The organism is Salinifilum ghardaiensis, from assembly GCF_054491345.1.
The window spans coordinates 2904323-2922259 of sequence record NZ_CM137101.1 but is presented as its reverse complement, the minus strand read 5'-3'; the positions used below and the strand labels follow the sequence as shown (position 1 = coordinate 2922259).

Here is a 17937-nt window from a genome sequence, read left to right as displayed (position 1 = left end):
CGATGAACTGTGCGATACACGTATTGCCAACGTCGTTGAACGAGTGCGAGGACACCGATGGCCCCCTCTGAGACCGCAGGCACCGCGACCCCGCTCGATGACGCCGCGCGGGAGCACCTGTGGATGCACTTCACCCGGCACGCCGTGCACAGCGAGCAGGGCGAGCGCGTCCCCGTGATCACCTCCGGTGACGGCCCCTACGTGTTCGACGACCAGGGCAAGCGGTACCTGGACGGGCTCGCCGGACTGTTCGCCGTGCAGGTGGGGCACGGACGGGACGAGCTGGCCCGCGCCGCCGCCGAGCAGCTCGCGGAGCTGTCGTACTTCCCGCTCTGGTCGCACGCGCACCCCAGCGCCATCCGGCTCGCCGAGCGCCTCGCCGGAAGCGCGCCGGGAGACCTCGACCGCGTCTTCTTCACCGTCTCCGGCGGGGAGGCGGTGGAGACCGCCTGGAAGCTCGCCAAGCAGTACTTCAAGGTCACCGGGAAACCGACCAAGCACAAGGTCGTCAGCCGTTCGCTCGCGTACCACGGGACCTCGGCCGGCGCCCTGTCGATCACCGGGCTGCCCGGTGCGAAGCAGGACTTCGAACCGCTCGTGCCGAGCGTGCTGCGCGTGCCCAACACGAACTTCTACCGCGCGCCCGAGCACGGCGACGACTACGCGGAGTTCGGGCGCTGGGCCGCCGACCAGATCGCGCAGGCGATCGAGATGGAAGGCCCCGACACCGTCGCGGCCGTGTTCCTCGAGCCGGTGCAGAACACCGGCGGGTGCTTCCCACCTCCGCCCGGGTACTTCGAGCGCGTGCGCGAGATCTGCGACCGCTACGACGTGCTGCTCGTCTCCGACGAGGTGATCGGCGCCTTCGGCCGCCTCGGGCACGAGTTCGGCGCGCAGCGCTACGGCTACCAGCCGGACATGCTCACCACCGCCAAGGGGATGACCTCCGGTTACGCCCCGCTGGGCGCGCTGCTCGTCGGCGACCGCGTGGCGGAACCGTTCCAGCACGGCACGACGATGTTCGCGCACGGGTCCACCTACGGCGGGCACCCCATGTCGTGCGCGGTGGCGATGGCCAACCTCGACCTGATGGAGCAGTGGGACCTGTACGCGCACGTGCGCGCCAACGAGAGCGCGTTCAAGTCCACATTGGATAAATTGCGCGATCTGCCGATCGTCGGTGACGTGCGCGGCGCCGGGTACTTCTACGGGGTCGAGCTCGTCAAGGACCAGCACACGGGCGAGACGTTCACCGCCGAGGAGTCCGAGCGCGTGCTGCGCGAGCACGTCTCCAAGGAGCTGTTCGCCAACGGCCTGTACTGCCGCGCCGACGACCGCGGCGAGCCCGTCGTGCAGCTGGCGCCGCCGCTGGTCTGCGAGCAGGAGCACTTCGACGAGATCGAGCAGATCCTGCGCACCGTGCTGACCGGAGCGTGGAAGCAGCTCTGACCGGACCGAACCACCGCCACCGGCGATCTGCGCCGGTGGCGGGACCCGCTCATCACCGCCGCATCCCAGGAGGTGCACGAACCGTGCAGGAACCCCGCATCTTCCGCAACTTCATCGGCGGTGCGTTCGTCGACCCGGCGGACGGCCGCACGCAGCCGGTCATCGATCCGGCCACCGAGGAGGTGCACGGCCACGTCGCCGTGTCCGACCGGTCCGATGTGGACGCCGCGATGAAGGAGGCGCGCACCGCCTTCGCGGACTGGAGCAGGCGCACACCGGCCCAGCGGCAGCGGGCGCTGCTGGGCATCGCCGATGACATCGAGCGCAACGCCGACGAGTTGCTGCGCGTGGAGTGCGCCAACACCGGCAAGCCCAGCGCTGTGGCGCACGCCGAGGAACTGCCGATGATCCTGGAGCAGACCAGGTTCTTCGCCGGCGCGGCACGCACGCTCGAGGGCCGGGCCGCGGCGGAGTACCTGCCGGGGCTGACCTCGTGGCTCCGCCGCGAGCCGGTCGGCGTGTGCGCGCAGATCACGCCGTGGAACTACCCGATCCTGATGGCCGTGTGGAAGTTCGCGCCGGCCCTGGCCGCGGGCAACACGGTGGTGCTGAAGCCGGCCGAGACCACGCCGGCCTCGACGCTGTACCTGGCCGAGCTCATGGCCGAGCACCTCCCGGCCGGGGCGTTCAACGTGGTCTGCGGCGGGCGCGACACGGGGCGCGAGCTCGTCGCGCACCCCGAGCCGGACATGGTCTCGGTCACCGGCAGCGTGCGGGCGGGCAAGAACGTCGCGGAAGCGGCGGTGGACGACGTCAAGCGCGTGCACCTCGAGCTCGGCGGCAAGGCGCCGGTGGTCGTCTTCGACGACGCGGACGTGGAGCGGACCGCCCGGGGCATCGCCGAGGCGGCGCTGTTCAACGCCGGCCAGGACTGCACGGCGGCCACGCGCGTGCTGGCCGGTCCCGGCATCCACGACGCGCTCGTGGAGGCGCTGACCGAGCAGGCCCGGGCGACCGAGACCGGTCCGGAGGCCGCGGAGCCGTTCTACGGCCCGCTGAACAACGCCGACCAGCTCGCCCACGTCACCGGGCTCGTCGACCGGCTCCCGGGGCACGCCACGGTGCACACCGGCGGCTTCCGGGTGGGCGAGCGCGGCTACTTCTACGCCCCGACCGTCGTCTCCGGGCTCGAGCAGCGCGACGAGGCGGTGCAGACCGAGGTCTTCGGGCCGGTGCTGACAGTGCAGCGCTTCACCACCGAGGAGGAGGCCGTGACGATGGCCAACGACGTCGAGTACGGGCTGGCCTCCTCGGTGTGGACGACCGACCACGGCCGCGCGCTGCGGATGTCCCGCGAGCTCGACTTCGGGTGCGTGTGGATCAACACCCACATCCCGCTGGTCGGCGAGATGCCGCACGGCGGGTTCAAGCACTCCGGTTACGGCAAGGACCTCTCGCTGTACGGGTTGGAGGACTACACGCGCGTCAAGCACGTGATGTCGCAGATCGAGGACTGACCGCCACGAGGCAGTCCGATCCGTCCGGGCGCGCCGCGCGGCGCGGGCTCCGCACCACCGGGGCCGCGCCGCGCGGCGCGCCTGTGTCGTTTTAACAACGATCCTGTTCAATCGAACTTGCACCTTGTGGTGCTCGTGCTCAGCGGGAAGCGCGCCGTGTCCACCGAAGTTCCCGCACCGGGGGTGCGATCGCGGCGCTGGAGCGATTCGGAACCGAGGGGGCGGGTGCGGATCACTGTGTTTTCCCAGGTCACGGAATTCCGGAAGGCGAGTCCTGCCGGAGGGCTTTGACAAAGCGCGTGTGACGAGACAAGCTGCTTCGCACACAAAGTCACAACATAGACGTGATACTTAAACTGGAGAAAGTTAAGTGTTCGCTTCGGTGGACCGTCCTCCCGCCCGACGAGTGAAACCGGAATCGCCGTGATGAGTACCGACGCAGCCAATCGACGCACCGAGACCGGGCTCGACCGGATCGGCATCCCCCACTCCCTGCGCTGGGGGTTCCTCGCCGTGCTGATCTTCATGACCGGCAACGGGACCGAGTCGAACTTCATCTCGCCGCACATCGAGAGCGTGCTCGGCAGCACTACCGCCACCGTCAGCACGATCATCTCGATGTACGGCGTGTCCGTGTTCGTGGGCAGCTACCTGTCCGGCGCGCTGGCCGACCTGTGGGGCCCGCGGCGCGTGATGCAGCTCGGCGCGGCCGTGTGGCTGGGCTTCGAGGTGCTGTTCCTGATCAGCCTGTCCGTCGGCAGCCTGCCCCTGGTCTTTCTGACCTACTTCCTGCGCGGCTTCGGCTACCCGCTGTTCGCGTTCGCCTTCCTCGTGTGGGTGAACGTGGTGGCACCGACCGAGCGCAAGGGCGCAGCGGTCGGCTGGTTCTACGTCATGTTCACCGGTGGTCTGCCCACGCTCGGCTCGCTGTTCGCGCTGGGCATGATCCCGGCCTTCGGCGGTGGTACCGGCGGTGAGACCGGTGCGATGATCGCCTCCTCGGTGCTGGTGCTCCTCGGGTTCCTGCTGGCGCAGTTCGCCGTGACCGAGCCGCACGGCGACCGGCGCCTGGCCCCGCGGGGCGTGCCCGCCGGACAGGTCATCACCGAGGGCGTGCGCCTGAGCTACCGCCAGCCCAAGATCTTCATGGGCTTCCTCGTGCGCTGGATCAACACCGCCCCGCAGTACGGCATGTTCATCATCCTGCCCACGGTCATCGCGGATCAGCTGCAATGGGGCCAGAGCCGCTGGCTGACCATGACCGTGCTGGTGTACGCCACGAACATCCTCGTCAACGCGGTCTTCGGCGCGATCGGCGACCGGTGGGGCTGGCGGCTGACCGTGCAGTGGTTCGGCGTGTTCGGCTCCGCGGTGGGGCTGCTGGCCTGGTGGTACGTGCCGCACTGGGTCCCGGCCGGGTCGGTGTGGGGCTTCTGGCTCGCCGTCGTCGCCGGTTGCGTGTTCGGCTGCCTGCTGGCCGGGTTCGTCCCGATGGGCGCGATCATGCCCGCGCTGGCACCGCAGTTCAAAGGCGCGGCCATGGCCATGTACACCACGGCGGCCGGTGGTTCGGCCTTCCTCGGCTCCGCGGTCGTCACCGCCGTCTACATGCTCGGACTCGGCAACACCGCGGTCGTCTGGGCCTTCGTCCTGCTCTACGCGGCGGCGTTCGTCATGGTGCACTTCCTCCGCGTCCCCGAGGACGACAAGTCCGCCCGCACCCGCGCGGTGAGCGCGCCGGCCTGATCCCCATCCGAGCAGAACGAGGAGTGTGCGAACCGTGTTCGAACTGACCGGACGAGTGGCGCTCGTGACCGGCGCCGCCTCGGGCATCGGGGCCGAGGTGGTGCGGGCCCTGAAGCAGCAGGGCGCCGCGGTCGCCGGAGCCGACCGGCTGGCGGAGCTGCCCGACGAGTGCGCCTCCACCCACCGGGTGGACGTCACGGACGAGGAATCGGTCGACGCGTGCGTGCGGGAGGTGACCGAGCAGCACGGTCGGATCGACGTGCTCGTCAACTCGGCCGGTGTCGCGCTGCTGGCGCCCGCCGTCGAGATCGACCCCGCCGACTGGCGGCGGACGCTGGAGGTCAACCTCACCGGCAGCTTCCTCATGTGCCAGGCGGTCGGGCGCGGCATGCTCGGCAGCGGGGGCGGGCGCATCATCAACCTGGCCTCCCAGGCCGCCGACGTCGGCCTGGACGAGCACGTGGCCTACTGCGCCTCCAAGGCCGGCCTCCTCGGGATGACGCGCACGCTCGCGCTGGAGTGGGGCGGTTCCGGCATCACGGTCAACGCCGTGTCCCCGACCGTCGTGCTCACCGATCTCGGACGCGCGGCCTGGGACAACCCCAAGGGCGAGGCGCACCGCGGGGAGATCCCGGCCGGGCGGTTCGCCGAGCCCCACGAGATCGCGGCGGCCGTGGCCTACCTCGCCTCGCAGGAGGCCGCGATGGTCAACGGCGCGGAACTGCGCGCCGACGGCGGCTTCACCGTCCGCTGACCGCAGCACTGGGCGCTCGCTCCCCCGCCCGCTGGACCCAGCGAGCGGGGGAGCGAGCGCCCGAGCGGACGGGGACGGGGCGCGTGCGGGCAGCACCGGCTCAGTCGATCCGGTAGACCGGGTTCGGCAGCTTCACCGCCTCCCGCGCGTGCCCGCCGCGCAGATCGCTGCGCTGGTCGCCGACGTTGACGACGATGTCGTAGCCGCGGCTCTCGATGTCGGCGCGCGCGCCCGACTTGTACGGCACGACCGACGGGCGGTCGTCCTCGGGGGGCTGCAGGTACAGGCCCGCCGGGTCGGGATACCCCTGCTCGCGGAGGTGGTGGAGGGTGTCGTGCCGCATGCGCGGGCTCTCGTCCCGGCCGGTGACGAAGAAGACGGCCACGCCGCGCTCCGCGGCGAAGCGGGCCAGTCGCCGCACGGGCGGGTTCGCGGGGAACGCTCCTCCGTGGACGTACTCGTCGAAGGCCTCGTCGACGTAGCCGTAGTCGTGGTCGCGCTGGTACGGGTACGTGCTCACGCTCGTGTCGTCGATGTCGAGCACGATCGCCGGGTCGTCCACCCCACCGCGCAGCGCGCGCTCGAGGTGCTCGCGGGCCTGCGCGGACCGCTCGGCGATGTCGTCGTGCCACTGCCCGGAGTCGTGGTACTCGGTGATGGAGTCCTTGACGGTGGTCAGGTTCGGCATCTCCGCCCGCGGGGGCTCGGACGCGGACTCGGTTTCGGAGGCGGAGTCGAAGGCCGCTCCCGCGGCCGGGGCTCCCGCGACGAGCGCCGCGGCGAGGGCGATCCCGCCGGCGGTGCGGAGCAGCCCGCCGGTGTTGCTGCGCTGTCCGTGCGGCATGTTCTCGCTCCAGTGGGTCGGTCGTGCAACGCGGGAAGGGCGCGGTGTCACCCGGCGCGGGCGGCGGTGACCGCGTCGAGCGTGGGATAGGAGGGCTGGGCTCCCGGGCGCCGCACCGCCAGCGCGCTGACGTGGGCGGCCCAGCGCGCGGCCGTCGGGAGGCTGTCGCGCTCGCCGAGCCGCCAGGCGAGCGCCGCGGCGAAGGCGTCCCCGGCCCCGGTGGTGTCGTGCGGTTCGACCGCGACAGCGGGGACGTGCTCCACGGCACCGGTGTCCGCAGTGGCCACTGTCGCGCCGCGGGCGCCGCGGGTGACCACGGCGGAGCGGGCTCCCAGGCGCAGCACGCTCCGCGCGAGGTCCTCCACCGCCTCGCCCGGCGCGTCCGCGCCGCTTGCCAGCTCGCGCGCCTCCTGCTCGTTGACGACGAGCGGATCGCAGGTCCGCAGCACGTCGGCGGGCAGTTGCGTCACCGGCGAGAGGTTGAGCACCACCCGCACACCGGCCCGGTGGGCCTGCCGCGCCGCGGCGCAGACGGTCTCCCCGGGGATCTCGGGAACGAGCGAGACGACCTTCGCCGCGGTGAGCAGGGACGCGGCGCGCCGGACGTCTTCGGGGCGGGTGCGCGCGTTCGCACCCGCGTCGAGGACGATGCTGTTCTCCCCGGCCTGGTCGACGGTGACCACGGCGGTCCCGGTCGGGGCGTGCGGGTCGCGGACGACGTGCGCGGTGTCCACCCGGTTGTCGCGGAGGCTGCCGAGCAGCGCCTCCGCGTGGTGGTCGTCGCCGACGCGGCCGAGCATCGCCACCGCGGCGCCCAGCCGCGCCGCGGCGACCGCCTGGTTCGCCCCCTTGCCCCCCGGCGTCGCGGTGAGCCCGCTTCCGCGCACCGTCTCGCCAGGTGCGGGGTGGCGGTGCACGCGCGCGGTCAGGTCGATGTTGAGCGATCCGACGACGGCGATGTCCGGTTCGGGGCGGGGCTGCAGCGCGGGGACGCATCGCGCGGAGAGGGGTTCGTTGGCGGGCATCGGGGTCCTTCCTCCGGACGGGGCGGGTGCGGGGTCGGGTCAGGCCGCGCGGTCGGGGAACTCCGGCGGGCGGGCCGCGCGGAGCCGGTCGCGCAGGCGTTCGGCGAAATCACCGGGGGTTTCCCGGACGACGCGCACGCTCGGATCGCCGGTGCCCGATTCCGGCGGGCGGGCCACGGTGGTGCCGCGCGCCGGGCCGTCGCCGGTGTCCACGTCGACGGCCAGCCGGGCGGTGGTGGCCTCCGCGAGGTCGCCGACCGCGATCGCGGCGGCCAGCGCGTCGTGGCAGGCGGCCTGCCGGGTCCCGGAGCGGTGCTCGTAGAAGTCCAGGTACCGCCGCAGGATCGCTCCTGCGAAGGAGCCCACGGGCGAGGCGGCGTTCGCGAGCTGGGCGTGGGATTCGGCGGTGAGCACCTCGGTGGTGGTGACGTCGAGGGGCACGAGGGTGCAGTCCCAGCCGGCGCGCAGCACGAGCCGGGCGGCCTCGGGGTCGTTGTGCACGTTCGCCTCGGCCACCGGTGTCGCGTTCCCCGGGTGGTGCAGCGCTCCGCCCATGACCGTGATCCCGGACAGGAGCTCCGGCAGGCGCGGTTCGAGCAGCAGCGCGAGGGCGAGGTTCGTCAGCGGTCCCAGGGCCAGCAGGTGCAGCTGGCGCGGCTGCTGCCGGGCGAGGCGGACGATCTGCTCCGGGCCGGTCCCGGCGGCCGGCGCGGGCGCGGCGGACGCGGCCCCGCCCGGGGCGCCGGCGTCGCCCAGCCCGTCGTGGCCGTGGATGTGCGGGACGTGGGTGCACCGGCCGCCGCGCAGCGTGCGCTGCGCCCCCACCGCGACCGGCACGTCGTCGCGGCCGACGAGGCGCAGCACGCGGAAGGTGTTCCGCGCGGCGGTTTCCGCGTCGACGTTGCCGGAAACGGTGCTCACCGCCCGGATCTCGGTCTCCGGGTCGAGGGCGAGGTAGAGCAGGGCCAGGGCGTCGTCGATGCCCGTGTCGCAGTCGACGAGCAGAGTGGTGCGCGGGTTCACTGCGTCGTTCCTCCTGGTGCGCCCCGCCCGGGAGGGTGCGCGCCGCCGGGCGGGGACGGGTGGTCAGGGGGTCTGGAACAGCGAGAGCGGCGGTGCTCCGCTGGGGAGGACGTACTTGGCGATGAGCACCGGACCGGTCTCCGCGCGCACGACCTGGGTGACGAGGACGACCGGGGTGTCGGCGGGGCGTTCGAACGCGGCGCCGCGCTGCCGCCCCAGCACGGTCGCGGTGACATCGCTGGCGGCGTGCAAGGTGAGCTCGAGGTGCTCGGCGGTGAACGCGGCGAGCATGGAGCGCGACTCCTCGGCCCCGCGGTGGAGCTCCTCCGGCAGGTCCGGGTGCACGCCGGCGAGGACTTCGTCCGGCAGGGTCCACTCCTGCACGAGGCACGCGGGCGCGCCGTCCACGGCGACGACGCTCTCCCAGAAGCGGATCTCGCTGTTGGCGGGGGCGGGGAGGTGCTGCAGGACCAGGTCGGTCGGCTCCTCGAACGCCCGCGCGAGGGGGCGCACCCCCGCGCTGCCGGTGAACTGGAGCTCGATCGGGGTGAGGCGTTCGAAGCCGCGGCGGGGGCGGTTGCCGGTGACGGTGCGGCCCACGCCGCGGCGGACCGTGATCACCCCGTCCTCCTGCAGCAGGATCAGCGCCTCGCGCAGGGCCGGTCGGCTCACGCCGAACTCGGTCGCCAGCGCGGGTTCGGAGGGCAGCGTCGACCCGGGTGGGTAGGTGCCGTCGCGGATCGCGTCGACGACCCGCTCGTACAGCTCGACCGAGGGCCTTCGTTTGGGTCCCTGCCGTGGCACGGTTCCCCTTTCCACGTCGCGCGGCTCGAATGCTGTCAGACAAGTTAGGGCTCGCGCGGGGCTTCGTCAACGGTGCATCGCGGAGCTTTTCGAGGTAATCCCGCTCGGTTTTCCGCTTGACCCGGCGGTGCGCGTGCGGTAAACAGTGCGGCCAACCCATCGAGCTTGTCTGACAGGTTGTTCCGCCTCGATCCGAGGTGGACGACTGCCGACGCCTCACCCAGGCGCTCCCCGAGCCCGTCCTGCGTCGAGTGGAGGTCCTCCGTGACGACCCTCCGCACGCGGCCCGCCGCAACCGGCGGCCGCACCTTCCTGCCCGCCATGGTGCTGGCCGTGGCCGGCTACCAGGTCAACGCCACGATGCTGACCCCGGCACTGCCCGACGTGATCGCGCGACTGCGCACCACCAGCGAGCTCGTCGGCCTCTCGCAAACGCTGTTCTTCCTGTTCGCGGCCGTCGGGCAGGTCTGCATCGCCAGGGCCAGCGACCGGTGGGGCCGGCGCCGGCTGCTGCTGATGACCCTGGGGATCCTCATCATCGGCGACGTCCTGGCCGCCGCCGCTCCGACGATCCACGTCTACATCGCCGGGCGCGTCCTGCAGGGCGTGTCGGCGGCCTCGTTCGCCCTCGTCTACCTGATCATGCACGAGATGTACCCACCGCACCGATTCGGACGCGCACTCGGACTGGTGACCGCCATCAACGGCGGGATCGCCGGGTGCGACGCCGTCATCGGGGGTTCGGTGGCCGACCTGGTCGGGTTCCGGGGGATCTTCGCGGTCACCGCGTTGCTCAGCCTCGTGGCGCTGCTGGTCGTCCACCGCGCGGCCCCGGACTGCTCGGTGCCGACCCGGCGCGCTCCGGACTGGCGCGGCATGTCCCTGCTGGGGCTGGGACTGGCCGGAGTCGTCCTGGGGCTCAACCAGAGCGGGGCGTGGGGCTGGTCCTCCCCGGCGACGCTGGGGTTGCTGCTGGCTGGGGTGCTGCTCCTCGGCGTCTTCTTCCGGACCCAGCGGACGGCGCCGAACGCGATCATCGACGCCTCCGTGGTCGCCTCGCGGCGCGGGTGGCCGGTGCTGCTGACGACGACGTTCCTGCTCGCGGGAGTGTTCGGCCTGCTCAACTTCGCCGTGCCGCTGATCGCCCAGACACCCCCGCCGGCGGGTTTCGGGATGTCCGCCGCGGGATCGGCGCTGCTGCTGCTGGCACCCGCGTCGATGATCGGACTCGTGGTCGCACCGCTCGCGGGCCACTTCGCCCCGCGCATCGGTTGGCACCGCTCGGTGCTGATCGGATGCGTCGGCACGGCCGCGGCGCTGGTGGCGCTGGTGCTCGGCTCCGGATCGATCACCGCGGTCGCCATCGCGCTCGCCGTGCTGGGGGTCACGTACACGGGGTACGGCCTGACCGCGCTGAGCGGGTTGGCCGTGGAACTGGCACCGGCCGACAAACCCGGTTCGCTGCCCGGGCTCAACGGGGCGTGCTTCGGGGTCGGTGCAGCACTGGGGATCGCCGCGTCGACGAGCGCGGTGGGGACGCTCGGCGGGGCCACCCCCGCGGCGTTCCACGCGGCGATCGCCACCGCCGCGGGATTCGGAGTCCTGGCCGTGGTGAGCGCGCTGTTCATCCGGCCGGACCTGCCCGCGGAGAAGAACGGAAGAGATCGACAACACTGAGGAGACGTGCGACGTTGCAGGAGATGAAGACACGTCCCAGCGCGGACCAGATCCAGCGGGCTCCCAAGGTGCTGCTGCACGACCACCTCGACGGTGGTCTGCGCCCGAGCACCGTCGTCGAGCTCGCCGAGCGGACCGGCTACCGGGACCTGCCGACGACCGACCACTCGGGCATCGACCAGTGGTTCGCCGGCGCGACCACGGCCGGTTCCCTGGAGGAGTACCTCGAGCGCTTCACCCACACCGTGGGCGTGCTGCAAACGCCCGAGGCGCTGCAGCGCGTGGCGGCGGAGTGCGTCGAGGACCTCGCCGCGGACGGCGTCGTCTACGCCGAGATCCGCTACGCCCCGGAACTGAGCACGCAGGGCGGTATGGCCCCGGACGAGGTCGTCGAGGCCATCCTCGACGGGTTCCGCGCAGGCACCGGGCGGGCCGCCGAGGCCGGCAACCGCATCCGCGTGGGACTGCTGCTGTGCGCCATGCGGCAGGAGTCCCGTTCGCGGGAGATCGCCGAGCTCGCCGTGCGCTACCGCGACGCCGGGGTCGTCGGGTTCGACATCGCCGGACCGGAGGCCGGGCACCCGCCGACGGAGTCGCTCGACGCCTTCGAGTACCTGCGGCGGGAGAACTTCCACTTCACCATCCACGCGGGGGAGGGGTTCGGACTTCCGTCCATCTGGGAGGCCATCCAGTACTGCGGCGCCGCCCGGCTCGGCCACGGCGTGCGCATCGTCGACGACATCTCGCTGGACGAGGACGGCACCGCGAAGCTCGGCCAGCTGGCCTCGTTCGTGCGCGACCGCCGCATCCCGCTGGAGATGTGCCCGCGGTCCAATGTGCACACCGGAACGGTGCCGTCGCTGGAGGAGCACCCGATCGGCCTGCTGCGGCGGCTGCACTTCCGGGTCACGGTGAACACGGACAACCGGCTGATGAGCCAGACGTCGATGAGCCGCGAGTTCATCGAGCTGGCCGAGCTGTTCGACTACACGCTGGACGACCTGCAGTGGTTCACCGTCAACGCGATGAAGTCCTCGTTCCTGCCCTTCGACCAGCGGCTCGCGCTCATCAACGAGGTGATCAAGCCCGGCTACGCGGCTCTGCGCTCGGAGTCGCTGTTCGGTCCCGTCGGCGGCAGCGGTTCCATCGCCACCGGGATGGGCTGAGGCAGCACCGCCCGCGCGGCGCGGTTCCGCCCGCAGCGGACCCCGCCGTGCGGCCACCGGTGCTCCGAGGCGCGCGCGGCGGAAGGCGCGTCCTCCGCCGCCTCCGCCGCGCACGCGCCCGCGGTGCGGGCCCGTCACGCGCTCCAGGCGCGCTTGCACAACAGGCGGGCACCGTTGAGGGCCACCAGCACCGTGGAGCCCTCGTGGCCGGCCACGGCCAGCGGCAGCGGCAGCGTGTGGACGAGGTCCCAGGTCACGAGCACGGCGATGACCGTGCCGGCGAGGACCAGGTTGGCCACGACGTAGCGGCGGGCCCGGCGGGACAGCGCGATGACGTTCGGCAGCACGCGGAGTTCGTCACCGACGACGATGACCTGGGCGGTGTCCACGGCGAGGTCGGAGCCGTGCCGGCCCATGGCCACGCCGGCGGTGGCGCCGGCGAGCGCGGGGGCGTCGTTGATCCCGTCGCCGACGAGCATCACCCGACGCCCCTCGGCCTCGAGCGCGGAGACCGCGTTGCTCTTGTCCTCGGGCAGCAGGTCGGCGTGGACCACGTCGACACCCGTGCTCGCGGCGACCTGCTGGGCGGTGCGCTCGTTGTCCCCGGTCAGCAGGTGCGTGGGGTTGCCGGTGAGCTCCCCGGCGGCGCGCACCGCCCCGGCGGCGTCGGCGCGGATCCGGTCGGTCAGGCGGATCGTGCCGACGCGCCGCCCGTCGCGCTCGACGGCCACGACGGTGCCGACCACCGCGGGGTCCTGCTCGCCGCGCTGCACGGTGACGCTGCGGCCCTCGACCTCGGCGGTGACGCCGCGGCCCGGCAGGGCGCGGAAGCCCACCGGTTCGGGCACGGCCAGCCCGCGCGCTTCGGCCGCGTCCACGACAGCGCTGCCCAGCGGGTGTTCGCTGTGCCGTTCGGCGGCGGCCGCCAGGCGCAGCAGCTCCTCCGCGGAGCACCCGTCGGCCGGGTGGACGTCGCTGACCTCCGGGTGGCCCTCGGTGAGCGTGCCCGTCTTGTCGAAGGCGACCGTGTCGGTGCGTCCGACGTCCTCCAGCGCTGTGGCGGACTTGACGAGCACGCCGTGGCGGCCCGCGTTGGCGATGGAGGCCAGCAGCGGCGGCATCGTGGACAGCACCACCGCGCACGGGGAGGCGACGATCATGAAGGTGATCGCCCGCAGCAGCGCCTCGGCGAAGGGTTCGGCGGTGAACACCAGCGGAACCGTGAACACCAGCAGCGTGGCGACGACGACGCCGAGCGAGTAGCGCTGCTCGACCTTGTCGATGAACAGCTGGCGCCGCGCCTTCGTCTCCGAGGCCTGCTCCACGAGCGCGACGATGCGCGCGATCACCGATTCGGACGCGGGTTTGGCCACGCGGACGAGCAGCGTCCCGGTGCCGTTGACCGTGCCGGACAGCACCGCGTCGCCCGCGCCGCGCACCACGGGCACGGACTCACCGGTGACGGCCTGCTGGTCGACCTCGCTCGTCCCGTCGAGGACGGTGCCGTCGGCGCCGATGCGCTCGCCGGGACGGGTGCGGATGACGTCGCCGGCGCGCAGCCGCTCGGTGTCGACGACCTGTTCGCGGCCCTGGTCGTCGACGAGCACCGCGTGCTCCGGGGCGAGGTCGAGCAGCGAGTTCACCGAGTCCGCGGTGCGCCGGGTGACGATGGCCTCCAGCGCACCCGAGGTCGCGAAGATGACGATGAGCAGGGCGCCGTCGAAGACCTGCCCGATCGAAGCTGCCGCGATGGCGGCGACGATCATGAGCAGGTCGAGGTCGAGGGTCTTCTCCCGCAGCGCGCGCAGGCCGGACAGCGCGGGTTGCCAGCCACCGCTGGCGTAGCAGGCCAGGTGCAGCGTCCACCACACCGCGGGCGGGCCGTCGGCGAGCTGAAGGGCCCACCCGGCGGCGAACAGCAGCAGCGCCGCGGCGGCCCACCGCGCTTCCGGCAGGCGCGCCCCGGTGGTCAGCAGCGAGGCGGGTTTCGCCCGGTCACGTGCTTGCTGCGCCGCATCCCGGGGGAGGGTTCCGGTCACCGGTCGCCTCCCTGGCCGTCGTGCCGGTTGCGCTGCTGGACGTGGTCCTCGCTCACGCCGGCGCGCTGGTGCGCGGTTTCCGCGTCCAACGCGTGCTCGGCCTGGCGCACGGCTTCGGTGACCAGCTGCCGCGCGTGGTCGTCGGCGAGGCTGTAGTACATCCGCGTGCCGTCCTGCCGCGTGCGCACGATCCGGCCCCAGCGCAGCTTGGCCAGGTGCTGGGAAACCGCGGTCGGCGACTTGCCGACGCTCTCGGCGATCTCGTTGACCGAGAGTTCCGCCTCGCGCAGCGCGAGGATGATGCGCACGCGCGTCGCGTCCGCGAGCAGCGTGAACACTTCGACGGCCAGGTCGACGTACTCGCTGCGCACTCCGAATGTGCAAGCCTTCTTATCTTCGTACATGTGAAGATAATAAGTTAATGGGTGATCAGGCGGCAAGCGGTGCGCCCCGGTCGGGACGCACCGGGGAGGGGAGCGGAGGTGGGCGGTGCCCGCGCACGAAAAGCGGCGGGCGCGGGCACGTCGATCGTGCCCGCGCCCGCCGGTTCGGCCGGGAATCCCGCCGTCAGGACTCCGTGCTCGTGGAAGCCTCGGGAGCGCTCGCGGTGCTCGGGCGCCGTCCGAAGTACAGCAGACCGCTGCCGATGGACAGCACCAGCAGCGCGAGCATCACGAGGAGCATCGGAACCGCACCGAACTGGACGACCAGCGGAATCGCCGCCGCCGTCACCAGGCCGCCGCCGAAGAACGGCTCCAGGATCAGCTGCTTGTAGCCGAACGCCGGGTACGCCGGGGTGCGCAGCTCCGGATCGGCGATGCGCATGAGGATCAGCCCTGTGGGGGTCACGCCCATCGACTGGCCGAAGTCACCGAGCGCCCGCTCGAACCAGTAGTCCGGCAGCATGCGCGGCGCGAGGAACAGGAACACGAGCACGCCCCACGCGATGCCGCCGACGGCCAGCAGGAGCACCGCTTCGATGTGGCTCGCGAGCACCTCCAGCGACAGCGTGCCCATCGCGGCGATGATGAGCACGTCCAGGCCGAAGCCCTGGATGCGCTCGATCATGGCCCGATCGACGATCTCGTTCTTGTCCACCCGGCCGATGATCATCTGCAGCACGATGCCGCCCAGCATGGCCAGCGGGAACAGCGGCACGTAACCGAAGATCTCGATGGTGTCGATCCACAACCAGCTCTCCAGCGCCTGCAGGCCCCACAGCAGCAGCTGGCCGATGAGGATGGCCAGCGCGATGAGACCGAAGTGCAGCGTCAGCGGCTCGATCGAGGAGGGGTGCATCGTCAGCGTGGCGGCGGGGCGCCGCTGCTCCCGGTCCACCAGCCCGCGCTGCTCGTTGAGCGAGGGCGTGCCGCCCGCGTTGCGCTCGGCCAGGCGACCGGAGCGCGCGCCCCAGTTGACCAGCACGATGCCCAGGACGATGCCGCTGAGCAGACCGATCGTGGCCAGTCCGAGCGCGAGGTCCTGCCCCTCCGGGAACCCGACCTCGGCGAACGTGTTGCCGAGCCCCCCGGCGGTGCCGTGGCCGCCCTCGAAACCGATCTCGATGAGCGCACCCGTCAGCGGCGGCAGTCCGAAGAGCGGTGCGAGCACCAGCACGGCGAGCAGGAGGCCGATGACGTACTGGCCCGAGGCCAGCGTCAGCCCGAGCGCCACCTGCGGCCCCGCCATGCGGCCGGCTTCGCGCCCCTTCGGCAATCGCTTGCCGATGAAGAGCCCGGCGAAGACCACCGAGATGAGCAGCCCCGGCAGCTCGGACCACACGTCGAGGATCTGCGAGCCGAACAACCCGCCTTCGGTGAAGCCGTCGTAGCCGAGGGCGGCGGCGATGTTGCCGAAGATGTCGGGCCCGAGGATCAGTGCGATGCCCCCGCCGATGATCGACGTCGGCAGGTACAGCCGCTGCGCCAAACGCCACCGCGTCCGGATCAGCTTCGCCGCGAGCAGCAGCACCCCCAGCAGCAGGAGCGCGAAACCAATGGTGTTGGCAGACATCGTCACCTTTCCGTACCCGAACCGTTCCCGGAGCTCCCTCCCGGCCGGAGGAGCTCCGCGAGTCGTCACAGATCCCCGCGCATCGTAGAGGCTCGCTCCACGCGTGCACAGACGACCTGGCGCATCGCCGCGGTGCACGGCGGGAGCGGACCGCTGCGGTCACGCGGACCGGAGCGGATCGGCACTCTCGGTGATGCGTGGGCGTTTTCGACCCCGGAGCGCGGTCACTCGCCCCGGTGCGGCGAGCGTTCCTCGCCGGCGTCCACACTGGCCGATGGGATCTCCGCTGCGGCCCGCCCGCGGAACCGCAGCAGGTAGGCCGCGCTCAGCAGCACCAGCCACACCACTCCGGTGGCCAGCGCGATGCGCGTGTCCGCCGAGAAGCCCAGCAGCACGATGACGAACCCGATGAAGACCGTGGTCGCGACCTGCCCGTACGGCCACAGCGGCACGGGGAAGCGCAGCTGCTCGCCGCTCGTCCTTCGGCGGGAGACCAGTTGCGCCAGCAGGATCATCAACCACACCCACACGGTGGCGAACGTGGCCAGCGACGCGATGATCGTGAACGCCCGCTCCGGGATGAGGTAGTTCAGCACCACCCCGACCAGCAGGGCGCCCGTCATGAGCACGGTGGTCACCCACGGGACGCCGTTGCGCGAGACCCGGAGCACCGCCGCGGGCGCCTGCCCGCGCTGGGCCATGCCGTAGAGCATGCGGCCGGCGCCGAAGACGTCGCTGTTGATCGCCGACAGCGCCGCGGTGATGACGACGACGTTGAGCACGGCCGCGGCCGAGGCCAGGCCGATGCCGTCGAAGATCTGCACGAACGGGCTGCCACCGGAACCGATCGCGTTCCACGGGACGATCGCCATGATCACGCCGAGCGCGAGCACGTAGAACAGCAGGATCCGCACCGGCACGGTGTTCACCGCGCGGGGGATCGTCCGCCGCGGGTCGTCGGCCTCGCCGGCCGTGATGCCGATGATCTCGGTGCCGCCGAAGGCGAACATGACCACGGCGAAGCAGGCGACGAAGCCCTCCGCGCCGGTGGGGAAGAACCCGCCGTGCTCCCAGAGGTTGCTCACCCCGACCTCGCCGGTTCCGGCGGGCAGCCCGAAGACGAGGATCGCCGCCCCGCCGATGATCATGGCGATGATCGCGAGCACCTTGATCAGCGAGAACCAGAACTCGACTTCCCCGAAGACCGCCACGCTGAGCAGGTTGACCGCGGCGATGACGCCCAGCGCCGCCAGGACCCAGATCCAGCGCGGCACGTCGGGGAACCAGAAGCCCATGTACACGCCGAGCGCGGTCACGTCCGCCAGGCACACGATGATCATCTCGAAGGTGTAGGTCCAGCCGGTGATGAACCCGGCCCAGCGGCCGAGGTAGCGCGCGGCGTACTCCCCGAACGAGCCCGGGACGGGATCCCGCACCGCCATCTCGCCGAGCGAGCGGAGGACGAAGAACACCGCCAGCCCGCCGATGAGGTAGGCCAGCAGCACCGACGGCCCGGCCTGCCCGATGGCTTCGGACGAGCCGTAGAACAACCCCGTCCCGATGGCCGAACCGAGCGCGATGAACCGGATGTGACGCGCGTTCAACCCCCGGCTCAGCCTCGACTTCTCCGTGTGCACGAGCTCTCCCGGAAACGATGGCGGCCCTTCGCCTGGGCGCGGCCGCAGATCGGTCGGCCGCGAGGCGGGAGCAATGCTATGCCCGCCTGCGCGCGCCGCTGCAGGGGCCGCCCCTCCGCAGGTCGCCGCAGCGGCGCGCTCGCACGAGCCAGCCCGCGCGCCCCTGCGTTCCTGGGCAGCGGGGTGTGGCGGGTAACATGGCAGCAGTGGTGCGCGGGTGCTCGCGCGGCTCGGTGCTCGTGG

The 17937-nt window shown here is 72.0% G+C and carries 14 protein-coding genes; 6 read left to right on the top strand and 8 right to left on the bottom strand.

Going from position 1 to position 17937, the window contains the following annotated elements; translation table 11 throughout:
* Positions 1-57: 57 nt before the first annotated feature.
* From ACVGV0_RS13315 to ACVGV0_RS13300, 4 genes are all read left to right on the top strand, one after another.
* Positions 58-1449, top strand: coding sequence for an aspartate aminotransferase family protein (locus ACVGV0_RS13315; RefSeq protein ID WP_459155989.1), 1392 nt, complete (start codon positions 58-60; stop codon positions 1447-1449).
* An 83-nt stretch (positions 1450-1532) separates the two neighbouring features.
* A complete protein-coding gene (locus tag ACVGV0_RS13310; RefSeq protein WP_459155988.1) occupies positions 1533-2966 on the top strand; it encodes a gamma-aminobutyraldehyde dehydrogenase in 1434 nt (477 codons plus the stop codon).
* A 426-nt stretch (positions 2967-3392) separates the two neighbouring features.
* Complete coding sequence (locus ACVGV0_RS13305; RefSeq protein ID WP_459155987.1) at positions 3393-4712, top strand: RbtT/DalT/CsbX family MFS transporter; 1320 nt, start codon at positions 3393-3395, stop codon at positions 4710-4712.
* Positions 4713-4737: 25 nt separating this feature from the next.
* Positions 4738-5466, top strand: coding sequence for a GolD/DthD family dehydrogenase (locus ACVGV0_RS13300; protein WP_459155986.1), 729 nt, complete (start codon positions 4738-4740; stop codon positions 5464-5466).
* A 100-nt stretch (positions 5467-5566) separates the two neighbouring features.
* Here the strand turns inward: ACVGV0_RS13300 and ACVGV0_RS13295 are convergent, their stop codons facing one another.
* From ACVGV0_RS13295 to ACVGV0_RS13280, 4 genes are all read right to left on the bottom strand, one after another.
* Positions 5567-6310, bottom strand: coding sequence for an HAD family acid phosphatase (locus ACVGV0_RS13295; protein WP_459155985.1), 744 nt, complete (start codon positions 6308-6310; stop codon positions 5567-5569).
* Between the two features lie 47 nt (positions 6311-6357).
* Positions 6358-7335 carry a ribokinase gene (locus tag ACVGV0_RS13290; RefSeq protein WP_459155984.1) on the bottom strand — a complete coding sequence of 326 codons (978 nt, stop codon included), beginning with the start codon at positions 7333-7335 and terminating at the stop codon, positions 6358-6360.
* Positions 7336-7374: 39 nt separating this feature from the next.
* Positions 7375-8358 (bottom strand): nucleoside hydrolase, encoded by a 984-nt coding sequence (locus ACVGV0_RS13285; protein ID WP_459155983.1) that lies wholly within the window; start codon positions 8356-8358, stop codon positions 7375-7377.
* A 63-nt stretch (positions 8359-8421) separates the two neighbouring features.
* Entirely contained in the window at positions 8422-9162 is a 741-nt protein-coding gene (locus ACVGV0_RS13280; RefSeq protein WP_459155982.1) for a GntR family transcriptional regulator, read from the bottom strand.
* Positions 9163-9426: 264 nt separating this feature from the next.
* Here ACVGV0_RS13280 and ACVGV0_RS13275 point away from each other — a divergent pair, with 264 nt between their 5' ends.
* Entirely contained in the window at positions 9427-10839 is a 1413-nt protein-coding gene (locus tag ACVGV0_RS13275) for an MFS transporter (RefSeq protein WP_459155981.1), read from the top strand.
* Between the two features lie 23 nt (positions 10840-10862).
* On the top strand, positions 10863-12005 hold the full coding sequence (locus ACVGV0_RS13270; RefSeq protein ID WP_459155980.1) for an adenosine deaminase: 1143 nt from the start codon (positions 10863-10865) through the stop codon (positions 12003-12005).
* Positions 12006-12139: 134 nt separating this feature from the next.
* Here ACVGV0_RS13270 and ACVGV0_RS13265 read toward each other — a convergent pair whose 3' ends face one another.
* From ACVGV0_RS13265 to ACVGV0_RS13250, 4 genes are all read right to left on the bottom strand, one after another.
* Positions 12140-14044 carry a heavy metal translocating P-type ATPase gene (locus ACVGV0_RS13265; protein ID WP_459155979.1) on the bottom strand — a complete coding sequence of 635 codons (1905 nt, stop codon included), beginning with the start codon at positions 14042-14044 and terminating at the stop codon, positions 12140-12142.
* On the bottom strand, positions 14041-14448 hold the full coding sequence (locus ACVGV0_RS13260) for an ArsR/SmtB family transcription factor (RefSeq protein WP_459155978.1): 408 nt from the start codon (positions 14446-14448) through the stop codon (positions 14041-14043). The genes ACVGV0_RS13265 and ACVGV0_RS13260 overlap by 4 nt, the downstream gene beginning before the upstream one ends.
* Before the next feature lie 163 nt (positions 14449-14611).
* Positions 14612-16057, bottom strand: coding sequence for a sodium/glutamate symporter (locus ACVGV0_RS13255; RefSeq protein WP_459155977.1), 1446 nt, complete (start codon positions 16055-16057; stop codon positions 14612-14614).
* 224 nt (positions 16058-16281) lie between these two features.
* Positions 16282-17694, bottom strand: a complete 1413-nt coding sequence (locus ACVGV0_RS13250) for an amino acid permease (RefSeq protein WP_459155976.1) — start codon at positions 17692-17694, stop codon at positions 16282-16284.
* Between the last annotated feature and the right edge of the window lie 243 nt (positions 17695-17937).